Source organism: Rhizobium sp. UFLA01-1127 (assembly GCF_059803845.1).
In genome coordinates, this window is sequence record NZ_JAUQTZ010000064.1 from 1 (window position 1) to 15,805 (window position 15,805).

18 protein-coding genes and 1 pseudogene are annotated in these 15,805 nt (G+C 54.1%); 8 read left to right on the forward strand and 11 right to left on the reverse strand.

The window, feature by feature from the left end; all coding sequences use genetic code 11:
- A pseudogene (locus Q4Q11_RS17200) lies at nt 1-217 on the forward strand (hypothetical protein); the annotation flags it as partial.
- Nucleotides 218-467: 250 nt separating this feature from the next.
- On the opposite strand, the gene Q4Q11_RS17205 reads toward Q4Q11_RS17200, so the two are convergent.
- The 5 genes from Q4Q11_RS17205 to Q4Q11_RS17225 form a co-directional block, all read right to left on the reverse strand.
- Entirely contained in the window at nt 468-965 is a 498-nt protein-coding gene (locus tag Q4Q11_RS17205) for a GNAT family N-acetyltransferase (RefSeq protein WP_498570253.1), read from the reverse strand.
- A 173-nt stretch (nt 966-1,138) separates the two neighbouring features.
- The gene (locus Q4Q11_RS17210) at nt 1,139-1,474 is read right to left on the reverse strand and encodes an antibiotic biosynthesis monooxygenase family protein (protein WP_498570254.1); all 336 of its coding nucleotides are present in this window, start codon (nt 1,472-1,474) and stop codon (nt 1,139-1,141) included.
- 221 nt (nt 1,475-1,695) lie between these two features.
- Nucleotides 1,696-3,096, reverse strand: coding sequence for an aspartate--tRNA(Asn) ligase (aspS, locus tag Q4Q11_RS17215; protein WP_498570255.1), 1,401 nt, complete (start codon nt 3,094-3,096; stop codon nt 1,696-1,698).
- Nucleotides 3,097-3,440: 344 nt separating this feature from the next.
- Complete coding sequence (locus Q4Q11_RS17220; RefSeq protein ID WP_498570256.1) at nt 3,441-3,728, reverse strand: hypothetical protein; 288 nt, start codon at nt 3,726-3,728, stop codon at nt 3,441-3,443.
- Nucleotides 3,729-3,794: 66 nt separating this feature from the next.
- The gene (locus tag Q4Q11_RS17225) at nt 3,795-4,406 is read right to left on the reverse strand and encodes an AAA family ATPase (protein ID WP_498570257.1); all 612 of its coding nucleotides are present in this window, start codon (nt 4,404-4,406) and stop codon (nt 3,795-3,797) included.
- A 306-nt stretch (nt 4,407-4,712) separates the two neighbouring features.
- On the opposite strand from Q4Q11_RS17225, the gene Q4Q11_RS17230 reads away from it, so the two are divergent.
- The 5 genes from Q4Q11_RS17230 to Q4Q11_RS17250 all read left to right on the forward strand — a co-directional run bounded on the left by Q4Q11_RS17230 (nt 4,713) and on the right by Q4Q11_RS17250 (nt 7,465).
- Nucleotides 4,713-4,976: a hypothetical protein gene (locus Q4Q11_RS17230; RefSeq protein ID WP_498570258.1), complete on the forward strand. Its 264-nt coding sequence runs from the start codon at nt 4,713-4,715 to the stop codon at nt 4,974-4,976.
- Between the two features lie 126 nt (nt 4,977-5,102).
- Entirely contained in the window at nt 5,103-5,396 is a 294-nt protein-coding gene (locus tag Q4Q11_RS17235) for a hypothetical protein (protein ID WP_498570259.1), read from the forward strand.
- Entirely contained in the window at nt 5,374-6,231 is an 858-nt protein-coding gene (locus Q4Q11_RS17240) for a class I SAM-dependent methyltransferase (RefSeq protein ID WP_498570260.1), read from the forward strand. The genes Q4Q11_RS17235 and Q4Q11_RS17240 overlap by 23 nt, the downstream gene beginning before the upstream one ends.
- 258 nt (nt 6,232-6,489) lie before the next feature.
- Entirely contained in the window at nt 6,490-7,074 is a 585-nt protein-coding gene (locus Q4Q11_RS17245) for a hypothetical protein (protein WP_498570261.1), read from the forward strand.
- Between the two features lie 85 nt (nt 7,075-7,159).
- The gene (locus Q4Q11_RS17250; protein WP_498570278.1) at nt 7,160-7,465 is read left to right on the forward strand and encodes a YdcA family protein; all 306 of its coding nucleotides are present in this window, start codon (nt 7,160-7,162) and stop codon (nt 7,463-7,465) included.
- 99 nt (nt 7,466-7,564) lie between these two features.
- Here Q4Q11_RS17250 and Q4Q11_RS17255 read toward each other — a convergent pair whose 3' ends face one another.
- On the reverse strand, nt 7,565-7,840 hold the full coding sequence (locus Q4Q11_RS17255; protein ID WP_498570262.1) for a hypothetical protein: 276 nt from the start codon (nt 7,838-7,840) through the stop codon (nt 7,565-7,567).
- An 81-nt stretch (nt 7,841-7,921) separates the two neighbouring features.
- The gene (locus tag Q4Q11_RS17260; RefSeq protein ID WP_498570263.1) at nt 7,922-8,152 is read right to left on the reverse strand and encodes a hypothetical protein; all 231 of its coding nucleotides are present in this window, start codon (nt 8,150-8,152) and stop codon (nt 7,922-7,924) included.
- A gap of 190 nt (nt 8,153-8,342) precedes the next feature.
- Between Q4Q11_RS17260 and Q4Q11_RS17265 the strand changes: the two genes are divergently transcribed.
- Together Q4Q11_RS17265 and Q4Q11_RS17270 are read left to right on the forward strand one after the other, a co-directional pair.
- Nucleotides 8,343-8,981 (forward strand): alpha/beta family hydrolase, encoded by a 639-nt coding sequence (locus tag Q4Q11_RS17265; RefSeq protein WP_498570264.1) that lies wholly within the window; start codon nt 8,343-8,345, stop codon nt 8,979-8,981.
- 105 nt (nt 8,982-9,086) lie between these two features.
- Complete coding sequence (locus Q4Q11_RS17270; RefSeq protein ID WP_498570265.1) at nt 9,087-9,530, forward strand: hypothetical protein; 444 nt, start codon at nt 9,087-9,089, stop codon at nt 9,528-9,530.
- Nucleotides 9,531-9,551: 21 nt separating this feature from the next.
- Here Q4Q11_RS17270 and Q4Q11_RS17275 read toward each other — a convergent pair whose 3' ends face one another.
- The 4 genes from Q4Q11_RS17275 to Q4Q11_RS17290 form a co-directional block, all read right to left on the reverse strand.
- Nucleotides 9,552-11,015: a hypothetical protein gene (locus Q4Q11_RS17275; protein ID WP_498570266.1), complete on the reverse strand. Its 1,464-nt coding sequence runs from the start codon at nt 11,013-11,015 to the stop codon at nt 9,552-9,554.
- A gap of 418 nt (nt 11,016-11,433) precedes the next feature.
- Entirely contained in the window at nt 11,434-12,375 is a 942-nt protein-coding gene (locus Q4Q11_RS17280; protein WP_498570267.1) for a TniB family NTP-binding protein, read from the reverse strand.
- Between the two features lie 12 nt (nt 12,376-12,387).
- Nucleotides 12,388-14,694, reverse strand: coding sequence for a TnsB C-terminal domain-containing protein (locus Q4Q11_RS17285; RefSeq protein WP_498570268.1), 2,307 nt, complete (start codon nt 14,692-14,694; stop codon nt 12,388-12,390).
- The gene (locus Q4Q11_RS17290; RefSeq protein ID WP_498570269.1) at nt 14,687-15,499 is read right to left on the reverse strand and encodes a hypothetical protein; all 813 of its coding nucleotides are present in this window, start codon (nt 15,497-15,499) and stop codon (nt 14,687-14,689) included. The genes Q4Q11_RS17285 and Q4Q11_RS17290 overlap by 8 nt, the downstream gene beginning before the upstream one ends.
- Nucleotides 15,500-15,805 lie beyond the last annotated feature (306 nt).

A 15,805-nucleotide genomic window follows, 5' to 3' on the forward strand; every position in this document is an offset into this window, starting at 1 on the left:
CGAGATGATCCACATAGACGACGGGTCCGAAGATGGCATGACCGGATTTACAGACCGCGGCATCGAATGCATAGAGGAACTCCTGCGCGATGCCCGGAGCTGGAAGGGCGGACTACGAAGCTTCCTGGTCGCGGATCATTGTGACCCGGAAACGATCGAACGCATCATGGCTAAAGAACAGGCTCGAATCGAGGCTCAAAACCGTAAGCAGGCATAAAATCTATTCGCCGGACGCTTACATTGTATCGGCGTCTTCGTATATAAGATGATGAAAGAAGGCTGGATCCCTGGCGGCGCAACGACAGATGAAACATGGCCTCGTTTCAATCCCGTCCAGATAAGCATTCAGATCGAATGGCTGGCGCTCAGTCATGGCACTCCTCCTTTTCGCCGACGCAGCTGTTAGCCCGATCGGATGAAAGCTGTATTCAGATGAGCCGATCAGCGAATTGCTCGGTCTCCAAGTCTCACAGTGGTGTCGACGGCACCAGATTTTTTTGGAAACGGTGAGTTTGGACGGCAAACCGAGCACTGATGCCCTCCGGGATCCACAAAGCGTCTTCAAATGTTTGGATGAGCGTCCAGCCTTCGCGCCGATAGAAGTTTTCAGCTCGGCCGTTCCCTGCCGTACAAAACAGCTCGGCTTCCCGCACTCCGTTTTTCGATAGATGCAGCTCAGCGAAGGATAGCAGCTGATGTGCTACCCCCTGCCCGCGAACGTTCCTGTCCACATAGAGTTTTACAACTTCCGGGCCTTCAACGGTCACGAAGCCTACGATGTCACCGCTCATCGCAACGTAGAAATCATCTGAAGCTTCTTTCAGCCAAATATTGAAGTGTTCAATCGTCCTGAACGACAGCACCTCAGGAGGTACAAGAGCCGCATGCGCATCGTGCCATCCCTGATGCCACAACCGCACAACGTCGGCTCGGTCAGTTGATTGTGCTGGCCGAATTTTGAGCATTGATACGAACTCCCGTGAACCGGATCGTCAGCGCGTTCTACCGCTGGCCCCATCTGGAGTACGGGCCAACGCCAAATCCGGGGTCCGGGGCATCGTCAAAGACAGCGATGAACTCGATGGAATGTCCATCTGGATCGGCGAAATACTGAGAAACCGCTGGCATCCAAGCCAATCTATTTGCTCTCATGGTGAAAGCCATAGGCCCGCTGAACAAGCGCGACGCGGATTTCATATCGGGAGTACCAATCACTGCGGCCGCGACGCTGTGCTTCGACGTGGTCAACGACCGCCTTCCAAGAGCGAATGCTTTCTTCGTCCTTCCAATAAGAAATCAGTATACCGAAGCCATCTGCTCCACGAGCGCTTTCGAATCCAAGATACCCTGGTTGCCGACTAGCCAGCTCGGTCATCGCATAACCCATTTCGCCGTAGCCATCGTCCACATCCGTACGCTGAGAGGTGAAGCTGACCATGTAGTATGGGGGTTCTGGTAAATTGGCGATACGCATCGAGAGTCCCTCCGAGTTGCCGGATCGAGAGCCAACGCAATGCATACTTTCAGCAACTGCAAGTCGATGCAACTCACTTTGCCCTGGCCTCGTCCCAACATCGGTGAGGAAGCCCTGAACCTGTTAATCCCTCTCCTAGTCGCAGCCGTTCGCCAAGGCCATTCAAGATCGCGGCACATCATATGACGTGCCACGACTTTTCTTGGGCCATTCGGCTTGTCTTAAGGACGCAACCGCTTGGGGGTGCGGCTAAGCAATGTAACCTCTCGAATGCTGGCGGCACCAAGTAGGCGCATTAGAATGCGACCAAGACCGACACCCATCCCTCCATGTGGAGGGCAACCAAACCTGAAGAAGTTGAGATAGTCGGAAAGCGCATCCAGTTTGTATCCGCGTTCGGTCGCCTGAGCCATGAGGCGGTCATATCGATGTTCTCGCTGCGCACCGGTGGTAATCTCCATCCCGTGCCACAACAGGTCAAAGCCCCTCGTCAGGTCCGGACGATCATCCCGGCGCATGTGATAGAAGGCACGGTGTCTTGTCGGATAGTCGGTAATGAATAGAAACGCATGGCCCGTCTTCTCTCCTATATGTTCGGCCAGGATGCGTTCGCCTTCACTGTCTAGGTTAGCGCGTGCTTCAAGCGGATGCCCCAACCTTTCGAGAATTTCACGCGCTTCTTCAAATGTCAGCTTTGGGAATGGAAGGGCTGGCGGCACGACTTCAACGCCAAAAAGCTGCTTGATGTCTTCTCCATGCTCTTCAGCGACTGCGGCAATCGCATGGGATAGCCAGCGCTCTTCGATCTCCATCAACTCATAATGATCTTCGATCCATCCGATCTCCATGTCGATCGACGTGAACTCCGTTTCGTGACGGGACGTGAATGACGGTTCTGCGCGAAAGGCGGGGCCGATTTCGAATACCTTCTCCATGCCTCCGGCGATGGCCATTTGCTTGTAGAATTGCGGCGATTGGGCAAGGAATGCTGTCGTGCCGAAGTATTTGACAGCGAACACCTCTGCTCCGGACTCGCTGAAAGTGCCCATCAGCTTCGGCGAATGGATTTCACGAAAGCCGTTTTGTTTCCAGAACGAGCGCATGGCCTCTTCAAGCGTCGTCTGTACTGCGAAAACGAGCTGCTGACTTGGATAGCGCAGGCTAACCTGCCGGTGGTCTATCCACTTATCAAGACCAGAATCCTCCGCAATCGGAACACGGGCATCGGCCAGGCCGCAGATTTCCACGCCTTCGATCAGGATCTCCAGACCGCCAAGCTTCACGCCGGGCGCGGCAGTCACCCTCCCCGTAACGATCATGGAACTTTCGGGAGTGAGAACGTCGAGTACGGCTGTAAGCCCGGCGGCGTCCTTTGCCTGCGTGAGCTGAACCTTTCCGGTCGGATCACGAAGGACAATGAAGCGCATGCGCTTCTGGTCGCGAATGGTTTCGGCGAAACCACATAGCTTTACGCGTTGCCCGATAAGCGAGTGCAGATCGGCAACGAAGGTACGCTTCAATTGTGGGGTATGTGACATGACTTTCTCCTCAAAACGGAAAACCGGATCGGAGAAGCCAAAACCACAAGCCCTTCCGAAAACCGGCAGGGCTGTGGTGATCAATGAGCTACGCTAGGAAGCGCACACGATATCCACGACCCCGCAGGGGCCGTTATTATTGATCGTGCTTTTCGACAGCGTGCTCATGGCGCACATCTATTCTCAAGAAGACCGAAATGTAAACACGGGTGTGGTCCCGTCGATCTCCCATTGTGAGCTTTTCTGCAAACGCAAATCGCTATGACGCGCTCGATCCGCCTGAGCGCACGCCCCCGGCTGCTAATCTGCGGACGCCCACGTTTGCAGGACGAACGTTTTGCAATTTTCGAAAGCGTGATCTAGTTTAGATACGTCACGGGCCGCCACACGATCTCTTAAGGGATGTGTAAAAGGGCGGCTCTTCTCGTTTAGATCGATGCGACATCGTCAAGTACGACGGTTCCCTGGTGAAACACAATCTTCCAGCCATCACTCGTCCAACGCCACAACGTCGTCCTGCGCGTCCGGCGATCCGGCTCGATCAAAATGTAGGTAAGCTGGTAGAGGTTCTCTGCGACCTCTCGGATTGAAAAATCCTCGCAGGGCCAGTCATGTGGTTCTGGCTTCTTGTAGCGTTCGAGAAGGTTCTTGATAACGAACTCGCGGCTATAGACCTTGCCGCTTGCACCAATCTCCCAGAAATCTTCATCCGTCATCGCAAGCAGTTCGTCACGCGTCGTGCCAAATTCAGGCGATGAAAAATGGGCTCACGCGTCCGCAACTCATCCAATATCTCTGCAATGGAGGCGTTGTTCATAAAACCTGGTCCCCAGTTTCCGATTTATCGGACGCCGCGATCTCTCGAAGCCAAGCAACGATGGCATCCGCACAGTTTCCGGCGGAAGGTCGGTATTGTCGATTTCGATAGATGCGGTAGCACCGTCATTGAGTAGCTGTCGTGTCCTGAGCAGTTCAGCCAGCAATTCGGGCTTCCGCTTTTTCCGATGCGCTTCGCGAGCTTCGTTGCTCATGCGCCGAACGTTTTCCTCCTCCGAGCACGACAGCACGATGGAATAGATGCAGCGCTTGCGACGCTCGGCCAATGCTAAAGTCGCTCGCCAATTGTCGACCAGGAAATCATTGGAACCACCGGAAGCCACGACTCCGGTCATCACAACCGGTTCGCCCGATGGCAACTTCAATATCGCGTCAAACGCCAAGTCTCTCGTTTTCGTCGCCAACTCGTAGTAAGCGGGAGTGCCTCGATCAGTCAGTGCAATGGCGATATTCAGCAGCGTATGATTGTCGAGAAATCGAGCACCCAACCGCTCCGCAACAATCTTGCCGACGGTATATTTGCCAACACCCGGCCATCCGTTGAGATGAACGATCATCTTACGCTCCGTTTGGAGACAACGAAGATTTCAGTCGCCGTCACTCATGATGTGGGGCGAAATGGTAACACGACAAGAACCGCCGGGCCGAGCTGTTCCCAGCCAGGGATCGATGAAAGCTGACAGATCGATATCGGGCAGGTGACGCAAAACCAATACCTGCCCGATTGCCGAGTACAACTGCGTGGCGTGGTAAAGCTCGCAAGTCATGGTAAATATTTGATTACAGCCATTCTGCTGTCGTTATCCCTTTGACATTGGCCACGACGGCTCCCATCTCTCTGCCGCTTGTTTTCGGGAGAGACAATGAGAGACTTTGTGAATGCGACGTTCGGGTCCGTTGAACTCGACATCATCAGTCAGGCACTCGAAGAGTGGCGAACTTCAATTGGTATCGACCGTGCCGCCCCGGAGTACGAAATCGCGGCCGCCACCGTTGTCACCTTGTTCAGAGAGGGCAACCGTACTCTTCCCGAACTGCGTACCGCAATTTCGGCCCACCGATGGCTCTCTCAGGATTCTATAGAATTGGGGCGCTCCTCGCCCGAAACTGGAAACAAGGATTTATAGGCAGATAAATCGCTCGCAGCCGATGAAATTGAACTTCAGGGTTGTCATGCCCTTGGATGCCGATACCATGGCGTGGCAGGTCGCTTCACGAAATGCGCCGAAATCAGGGTTGAATTCGAGGCCTCAATGAAGGGCGATAACAAAGGCAGACGGATTTTCGAGGGGTTGAGCGAGACGCAACGTCTCAACCTGATTGATCGCTTCGTCGTCCAACTCCGCTCTGCTTCAAAAAGGATGGCTGCGGACGGACGTCTGGATATTGTTGAAATGCTGGACGATGCAGCCGGTGATTTGGTGTCCAACGCACGCGAGATTGCGTCGACCATGATTGGCATCGAAATCTTAGCGCACGCGATAGGACTTTTGGAGATGGTCAAAGTGTTGGCGTCAGACCGCGATGAACCGGCTACGCTGCATTGACCGTAGCGAATGCCTCAATAAAATCCACAGGGAGCAAGACGTGAGCCCACTTTCAGAAGAGGACGTGGCAAGCCACTGGAACGAGAACGCCGACCAGTGGACCAGTGACGTTCGCAGCGGCTACGATGTTTATCGCGACCATTTTACCCTGCCCGCGTTCCTTGATTTTCTGCCTTCCATCTGCGGCTTGAACGTGATCGATTTCGGCTGCGGCGAAGGATCAAACACCAGGCAGTTTGCATCGATGGGAGCCCGCATGACAGGCATCGATCTGTCTGAACGGATGATCGGTCATGCACGGGAAGCCGAAACTCGCCAGCCTCTCGGTATCCAGTACAGAGTTTCCTCCTATAGCCAGCATACCGGATTCGCTGACACCTCCTTCGATGCAGTTGTCTCCACCATGGCCTTGATGGACGGCCCGGATTTCCCCGCTGCAATGCGAGAAGCGTTCCGGCTACTGCGACCCGGCGGCTTCATCGCCTTCAGCATCTTGCATCCATGTTTCATCACTCCCGGCCTACAATGGCAGAAGGATGCCAACGGCAAGGCAACGGGATTGGTATCGTCGCACTATTTCGATGAGACCAACTTCGTCGAAAACTGGCGTTTCGGTGCGGGCATCAACAATGAGGACGTCGTTCCCTTTGCAATTCCTCGATTTCCGCGAACAATCGGCGACTATTTAAATGGGGTCATCGATGCTGGGTTTCGGATCCGCGAAATCTGCGAGCCACGCCCGACATCACAGGCTTGCGAGGCAATACCCCGCTTCGCGCGATGGCGCGATCTAGGGGCGTTCCTCCTACTGGTTCGTGCGGAACGTCCGCTCTAAGTGGCAACGCCACCATAGTTCAACTGATCGCTTCGCAAAGACCAGTACTTTGGCCACGGTCTCTTCTGCAGCTCGGTTCTAATCGTAACGCGAACTCAAGTCCCTTGTAGATTGGGCAATTGGCACCGCCAACCAGAAACCCGAACGGTCAAGATCGAGAGCAAATGCCAAAACTTCTTATAAAAGAGATCTTAAACTTCTCGCTTTATTATGGCTCTTCAAGGACAACTTTCGCGATCAAAGATTCATAGGTGTCTCATGGCCAAGAAGCTACTTTACTGGCTCATAGCTTCAACCGCTTTGCTGATGACGACGCAGTCCTTTGCTGCTGACATTTGCACCGCGCGAGCCCGGGTCAATGCGATCGACGTCGACACTGAGGGCGAGCGCCAACCAGAACAAACAGATTATATTCACCAGGGTGATGTTATCGATGCCGTCACTCAGTATGGCATCAACCAAAAGACGGGTGCAGGCTTCATCTGCTCCCATGGAGGCGGGTGCTACTCAGTGCGTATCGGCTCGGATGGCCTCCACGGTGACGATATAGATTTAATGAATTGCAAGGTTGATTTCGCCAAGCCTAATGTCTCAGACGGTGTCGAATGGCACGAATTGATAGTAATACGCTCCAAAAACTCACCTGCGCGTTTGCGTCAGGACGATATCGAAGACCGTCTGCTGGAACTTGGCGCTTGCACCGCCTGTGCGAGTACAATGGCCAATACCTACATTAGAAAACCGAAGTCAAAGTGCGGACAATTTACGAAGGCCGTGCTCGAAGGAAATAAAGATGCCGTCAAGCAAGTTTCAGACGGCGATATGCCTGCCTGCGGTTTCTGAACCGGCATCGACCGAACGGTATAGCAGCGTGCCGAGTTTTCCTATGCTCAATCATTCCGCCAGACTCGTATTGACCATTCTCGCGATGATCTGCCTCTTCGTTTCACCGGCAGCCGCAACCAACACACCATGCAGCGGAAAGAAAGGCGGCATCGATCATTGCCAAGGCTCCACTTTCGTCTGCCGCGACGGATCGGTTAGCGCGAGTAAGAAATCCTGCACTATAGAGATGGGTACTGTCGGACTATTGGGATCCAGCACCAGCGATATGCAGCCGACAGCCTCAAACGGTTGCTCGTGCAGGGATGGATCATATTGCACTGGACCGCGCGGTGGCCGCTATTGCATTACGGACAGCGGTTCGAAAAGCTATCTGCGAAATCGTGAATAGGCACTCGTGCCGTCAACGTGTGGCAAGCCGATCCCTCCGCTAGGCTATGAACTCATAAATCGCATTGCCGGAGATCGCAGGCGGAAGGGGCCAGTCTCCTCAATAGCTCAGATGGAGCCAATAGTTCGGCTCCGTTTCGAGGATTTTTATCAGCTCCAAGTATCTCGACCTTACTTCAGAATCATCTGGTGCTGCGTTCCTCCAAGACGTGAAGTTGGCTGGCCTGAAAAGCTGGTCGCCCTCAAGGTCGCGTATTTCGATGCTCGGTAGAGACGTTAAGATCATGGCCATCACACGATCTGTTCCATGGCGTGCGGCATTCCATGTTGGATGTTCGAAACCTTCGATGGTTTCAACTACTATGTTCAGACCCATCTTTGCTTCCTGCTGCTGCATCGGCAGAATAAGCTGGTTCCACGTCCGTAAGGAAGAAGGCTTTCCTGTCTGAGACAACGATTAAGGCGCATTTTCGGCAATAGCCAGCAATGCATCTTTCACGGCAGCAAATGTCAGAGCCTTCACGTGTTCTCGACTATATATGAGCGCACCGTCACCGATTTCGAATGCTCTGCGCGTGTCGACGCCTCGCCGAAGCTCCAAACGGCTCAGCTTCGCGCCAGTTGCCGGGTCAGAGAAATAGACTCCGATAATCCCGGCCTGTATTACCTTCCGAATTGGATCATCCATGTTGATTTCCCTTTCTTAGCTCGTGTGGCGTGACAACCACTTTAGATCCGGGATGTGATCGCATCGATGACAAATCGATGCCACGACCACGGGTGATCGTTCTTGCTGTGGGTGCATAGATCGCGACCGGCTCTTCTGCAGCGGCTCTTGCATTGCTATGACATTGGTGCCTCGAACTAAGAGAACCCGAATGCCACGCGACTTTCTCGTCATCGGCCCTGAAGACGCCAAGATCACGATCGTCCTTGCCCATGGAGCGGGCGGTGCAATGGATACGACGTGGATGGAAAACATGTCGTCCTCATTTGCCGATCAGGGCCTGCGGGTCGTCCGGTTCGAGTTCGATTACATGGCATCACGACGTTCCACCGGTCAGCGGTCGCCGCCCCCACGCGCCGAACTCCTGAAGCAGGAATATGAAGCTGTGATCGATGGACTCGGTTCGCAAGGGACACTTGTCATCGCGGGCAAATCCATGGGGGGACGCGTGGCAAGCATGATCGCGGATGACCTCTACGATACTCGAAAGATCTCCGGACTGCTCTGCCTGGGTTACCCGTTCCACCCCATCGGAAAACCGGACAGTTTGCGGACCGACCATCTCGCGGAAATGAAGACACCTGCCCTCATCTGCCAGGGCACGCGCGATTTGTTCGGGTCACGAGAGGAGGTCTCTAGCTACAAGCTTTCCAAAATGATCGAAATTATCTGGCTGGAAGATGGGGATCACGATTTTCGGCCGAGAAAGGCTATTTCCGGCCTGGCGGTGGCGGAGCATGTCGCAACAGTCGCCGATCATGTGGCTAGATGGGCCTCTCGGCTACTCTAGGCATCGGAGACCTGCCGTGGGACCGATGGATGTTAGCCTTGACGCGTATCTGAATAGCCGCATTTACACCTGGCTTGCATAAGTCCCCACCCGGTGAGGTCACGTATGGCGAAACGTGTAAAAGCGGAATCAACCAAAATGGGTTGGCCCGAAGTCGAAGTCGGTCAGTGGAGCGGCGAGTTTGCCAAAAGGCCTTCCGGCTCTATCGGGCACCACGTTCAGCCAGGTCCCCCGCCGATGTCTGTAGAATTCACCTATCTTATCGTCGGTGCAGTAGTGCTCACGCCGCGAACAAAAATGCGATGGCCTGCAGTCGTGTCGTTCTGGGTACGCACGCCATTTACTCCTGAGCGTGTTGAGGCTGGTTTTATGTTTAAGTCGGAGAATATGCCTTCCTTCGATCTCGGGCTGGAGGTGACGCGGCAGCAGTTCACGGAGACGGTATGGCTCTTTAGGGAGAAACTGCTGAACAACTTCCATTTCATTGTTGCCCAAGGACGCGACAACCATTGGCCGATTACCAGCTGGGGTGCCAGCTTTGAGCTATAGACCGTTCGCACACGAACGGATCTAGTTGTCCAAATTCAATCCGAGATGCGATATTGCTTCGTCGCGCTGCCAGAAGGTCATGTCTCCGAAGCTGGTTCGCTTGATCCCGGCACTCTGAAGCTTTCGATGTGCGTTGGCGATAGGATGGCAAACTATCGCGGCAAGGGTCTTCAGCTCAAAGCTGAAAACCCATGACTTCCGCAACTCCGCAAATTTCCCAATAGTCGGGACTCCGGACATCAACCCTGCACGGATTATTTTCGTTGCGATCGATCGCGCTCGATCGATAATCATCGAGACCTCGCCGTGGCTAATTGGGACATTCCGGACTTCCGAACTAGGAGCCCCTTCCCCGACGACGGACCGAAGGCATGCAAAATCGTTCACGAAAAGCTCAGCAATGAGGCCCCGTTTTGATCTGGGTCCCCGCCAGACCTCAAACCGTCCTTCGAGTATTGCCTGTAAGATCGATGGCCAGCTCCCTTTTAGTGAGGGGTCTAGCGCAAACCGGCACGACACTAGACTGAGTGCACCGCTTCCCATCCCCGGGCGAACCGCCTCAGCGAGCTTGGTCGTCAAACTTTCTTTGATCTTGAAATCAGTATTGCGTCCGAGCCCTGTGATCGCACTCGACAATTCAGGTGCCAAACCGGACTGATAGAGCCTCCAGACTTCGGGAACTGGCAGGCCTAGCGTTTCGGAAAAGCGCCTGACATCGCAGATATCCCGGAATGCAGTCATAGTTGGATCGCGGTGCCAGCTCTCCGCAAAATCGTCGACGCCTTTGTCGTCTCTTTCCTTTATTAACTTCAGCAACGCCGACCTTGGATGCTTCAATCTGCTTGCTTCGGTGGACGCCGCTGTTTCAGGTATTTTCAAATTGGCAAAGTCGCGATGTCTCAGAGCTTCAGCGCGCCGACTACAGTCAAACAGCGATTTAATCCGGGCTCTGATCGCAACGGACAGTGTCGGGTCGAACTGCAGCCGACGCAGCGGTTTGCTGTTGAACCAGCCAAGCTCTCTACCGTTCGATGACATGGCAATCTTTTCATCTACCAATTCCATGAAACCCTGCGGCCAATCAAGAATGGCTCGGCCCGCCCGTTCGAGATGGTGTGGGCCTAGCGAGGTTTCGTGTCTAGGAGTTTCAACACGCTGGCATGTTTGAGCGATGCGGACGGCAAATTGAAACAGATCGCCTTCACTCTCGTTAGACAGTTCTCCTCCGCACGAATGTGAGATCTTTCGATTTGCACTTTCAGGATCGAGGAGGAGCACCACGAAATCGAATGCTTTTTCGTCTTTGGGCTCGTAAATATGCTCCGGGACATCTCTCAAGTCCAAAGCACATTGATCGCAAATCCAGCCGTCGCAAGCGCAATCCCAGCCAAGCAATGCATCACACGACGGGCAGCGGTCGCGAAGGAACTCTCGGCTAACCGGATCCCAAGGCAGAGGTTTCAGCGACCAGATTGCTTTGAGCATTGAAGTGCGTGCGAGCACCTGGGGCGCGAGACGGCGGGTTCTCGATATGTGGCTGCGTCGAACACTGTGTCCAAAAAAACTGACAAAGTCTCGGCTTGCGTACGTGGGAGGCCTCTCTTCCAAACGCAGCGCGTGCTCTCCAATGCCAATACCGAGAACCCGGGCAAGCTTGTGAAGGTCGGCGCGACTATCGCAACCTGCCAACGCTGACAACTTATGCACCGAAGTACATTCCGCAAGACTAAGAACGACCCTAGATCGCGGGAAGCCATTCCACAAACAGGCCCTGAACGCAGCCTCCCTCAACCCCTCGCCACTATCGATCCTCACGGGCAGCGCTAGCTTCCTGATTTGGTTGGAAACAGCGCTCTTGACATCGGATGATCCGTAAAACTCAGACACGGCGGGCTGCTCTTTTCTACCGGCCTAGCCGGTCTCTCGTAAACGGGTTATAGTCAACGAACTTGCAAGGGATCGCGTAGAGGTCAGTTGCAGCTTCCAAATGGCGCACCTCGACACGGCTGGCGCCTTCTTCACGGGCAACGTAGGCCGCTCGTTCCACAAGCCGAGAAATACGGCCAGGCAAGCCTGTCGTCGCCGCTGCGAGGCATGCAAGAGTGTTCCGCTCAACAAAGTTACTTCTGTGCTCGAACAATCCATGCTGCTTGAGCAGTATCCCAAGTGCAGAGCAGTACTTGGCAAGAACCTCGGCCTCCGAGGGAACACTTAAACTTAGAGGCTTCAGTATCACGGGAAAATCTATATTGCATATCTGTGTATCACTCAGGATCCTAGCGTCCGCTTCCTCCGTACCGGCGATTACTATTGGACACCCGACAAGCTTGGGGAATCCCCTAAGGGTGTTATGCGTTCGTGTCGCATCCAGGTCACTGGCTTTACGGATTCTTAAATTGTTTGCCTCGTCGAAGACGAGCAACTCAGTCCTGAAACGCACCATGTAATTGTGGATCCTATCAAGCATTTCGTCTGGATTGCCATAAGATGGCAGCGGATCACCGAAAGCCTTTAGAATCTGCCGCAAAAAACTCTTTCGCGTTGATTCCCCATTCAAAGTAACAAAAACGACTGTCCTTTGAGGACGCGGCCCGTCAGGACGATCGGGATCACGATGGTCCGGGAATCGTGTTTCCATGTACCAATCTAGAATGGTAGTTTTTCCGGCATGAGACTTGGCAAACAAAGTGACACAGCCACCCTCGGTTGGCGTCATTCGATTGTCGTTCAGCGCATCTCTGCGCGCCTCTCGTAAGCGGTCAAACGCCCTATGCGCCTCTTCGACTTTCGGAATGGGAATTCTCATGTGACGAAATTCGGTTGTGATGTTTGATGGCTTGGACATTTCCCTGACCCCTCAGTGGCGGGTTGCTGTCAGTTCGGCTTCCAATTTGTCGAGGTAGGCCTCGCTATCCGCCGCAGACATCGCATACGAGGGATAGGATGCCGGACCTTCAAAATCCGAAGCCGGAGGTTCGGCGGCTGGCGTTCTCGGCCTCCGCAGCGGCGGCCCTTTCTTTTTCGGTGTAACGGGCGCACAGCGCCCTTCTTCGCCTGCGAACGCAATTGGGACGTCGACGTGAGAAACGCCGAGGTTCGTAACAGGGATTTCGACCTCGTACTGGCGGACGTCGGGCGCGATGACGACGGCCCTGCCGCCTTCCAGTAACCTCGCTGTTGTCTTTCCGGCCTTATGGCTTTGCTTTGGCAACAGCCGCTCCAAGCGTTCGAAAAACTCCCTGAAGTACTTTGCCCTCGTTTCGGGCGGATAGTGTAAGTCGAATATTTTCTCGTTGGCCTTTTTCGCCGCTGCCGCGAATTCGAACGAAACAGGAGTCTTCGCGAAGAGCGGATCGCTGTTTGGTAATTCGACCACAGTTTCACCGCCTGGGCCGATCACGCCTATTGAACTGCAGTCGTCAGGTTTCCACAGCACCGTAATTTCGAGTCTAAGGGGGTCCCCCGGATCCCCTTTCGCTTTATGGGAAAACATCGCGAGCAAACGAGTGACCGATCCTTCATCATGGTAACCATGCCCCTTGAAGTGAACGCCGTTCCTGGTGAGTTTGGCTGGCTTGCGCCGACGAAGGATGAGGTCAAGCTGCCGCATATCGCTGACCATGCCCCTGCCATACTTTCTTAGGCCATTCGCCCATCGGAGCCCGGGCGGCTCACCAGTTCCGCGATGAGGTCTCATATGGTGGTCAGTTATGAGCTTGTGTGTAGTGAACTCGTCGATCTCATCGAGGTCAAGCTGAGCATATTTCTGGAAGTCGGCGGGATTGATGCTATCGTCGTCAATGGAAAAGCCGCCCGGAAGCGTAGCCATCACGCGTTTGCAGGTACCAATTGCTCGTTCGACGATCGCCTTCCATTCGGGCGAGGCAAGTGGCGCGTATTCGATCCCGATATTCATCGAGAGTAGGCCAAGCTGAACGCTGTCGGTAACGTGGACGCGCAGGTTGTCGAGCACGACTGTCTCCGGCGAGCCATAACCATCAGTTGCATCGGGAAGATCGGGAAAGCGCTTTTTCCACTGCACTTTCGGGGTCATCACCATCTTCAGACACGCCATGAAGGTACGGATAGAAGGCGGGTCGAAAGTTAGTATGAGCGCGAGGGTCTTTCTGCTGAAAACATCTACTGCGTAGACGACTTCCACGCGCTTCGACGCGAGAATTTCCTGTCCTTCCTCACTCGCGGGCGGTACATCAGTGGTCGTGCTCATTGGCAACGCTCTGTTGATGAGATCGCCCGTCCGTCTTTTAACCGCCGACCAGATATTGCCAAGGGTCTGATCGATAATGACAATCTGCAATGGGCGAACCGCGTCCTGCGGAGTGATCGCGCCCTTCAAGCTTTTGTTGGCCTTTCGCGATCCATGGGCTTGCTCAAGGTTTTTCGGGGTCAACGCCTGTTTGAACCATATCCGAAACACCCTATTTGTCGGCGGCACCGGTCGCTTGCCCAGAATACCGACGCCCTCGTCACGCTCTTTGTAAAACTGGCCGTAGAACCACTTATATGCCTCAGCCTGATTGGGAAGCTCCCTTCGGAATACCTTCTCGATCGCCTCGCTTGCGAGAGCGTAAGTCCACTCGGGCCATATTCCTCGTTCCCTGACCGTAGATTCTTTTCGAAGGCAGTCGACCAGGCTAACGTGACCTACTCTATTGCGGACAAGGTTTCGAATAGTCGTCGCTGATGGCCTCCATTTACCAAGGCCGCGCTCAGCGGCTGCCGGGCGCCATGCCGAAATAAAGTTCGCTAGATCGTCTTCGGTCTTCGTATAGTCCTGATTGAGCCGTCGTTGGTCGATATATTTATTGCCGTAAAATTGTTTGGTCGCGGCATGTATTATGACCTCCTGTTGCTTCTGCCAGTCTTCCAACTCGCCCAAGGTGACCTGACGCCCCTCTGGCTTGAATAACTTCAGAAGATGCCGTGCAGACAGAGCGCTGAGCTTTTGCCCAGCTCTGGCGGTTCGCACGATATGGCCTTCCGCGTGCTCTAGCGCGAAGGCGGTTGTGTCCTTTGGTAAGACTTCGCCTTCAGGATACCGCTGCAGCGTGATCGTCTTCGCATCCAACGCGGTAACGACAAACTCGCCTGGTGCAGCGGCTCCCAGCAGAAGGAACCTGTCATCGATCGAAATATCAAACATCGCGTCCGAACTCTGTCTGCTGTCTTAACCAGACGAGGGCGTCCGGGATCAAACCTCGTCGGAGGTCGATCGATAAAAACTGCTTGAAGTGCAGCGCCTTCACGAGCCTCTCCCCGGCAGGCCGTCCACCTAGAGATTCACTCAGAGATCCAAATGGCAGGCATCGGTTTCGCCCGAATGCGAAGAGGCATTGGGACTTTTCGAGGTCGCCGACGCGGTCGTGAGCCCCGGCTTCGAGGTCGGTGACAACCTGCATAAACTCGGGGTCGATATGAATCCCCTCGCTCAGAACGAAGAATGGTTGAGCAACGTACTCGTAGATCGCCTTAACCATCTCCATTTTTGTTTGGTTTGCGGAGTCGTCCAGACTTTTGTCCTGCTTTGACTTCATCTCAAGAACTATCGGGACGGCCTTGTCTAAAGCAACCGCATGGATGAACGGATCTGCAACGATCTCGAACAACGGTCTACCGCCGGAGAGTTCTTCAAGAAAACTGGGGTGGACGTGAGCTTCGATGTCCGGCGTATAACGGAACTGACGTTTGATCCCGCGCACGCCGATGAAAAGACTGTAGGGCTGCGAGTTGATCGTCTTTACCCGAGAGCACCCCGCTAGCATCCTAAGGGCGGGCTGCTCAACCCCACGAGATTCCCACGGAATGCCAAAGTGCTTAGTCTTATTTAATGGCTTTAGACCGACGACATGTGTTCTGCGGCCGCTGGCGACCCATCGAACTGGAGAGCTATCTTTAGCCCTGCCGAAAACAAAATAATCGATTACGTATGGATCTCTCTCACCAGACATAAGTGACCTCAGCTTTTGATGTGAGTCAAAGGTTTGAATCGCCAGTGCCCACCTGAGCTGTTGTAGGGGGCGGATCAGCAAACGAAGTTTCACGAAACTCGAAGGCTACAAACCGGACATTTGGCCGAGCAGAGTACGCCCTGAAAAAAGTGCGGCACAGTTTGCTACCGCCACCCGCAAACACTCGGTCAAAGAGGACACAAGGGATCGGCGTCGCGAGTTGTCGCGCGGTAGCTCGTGAGCTATAGCTCTGTCAGCTGCGAAGACTTCATGATACTCATCTCGTAGTTCCTCATTCAAAAGTTC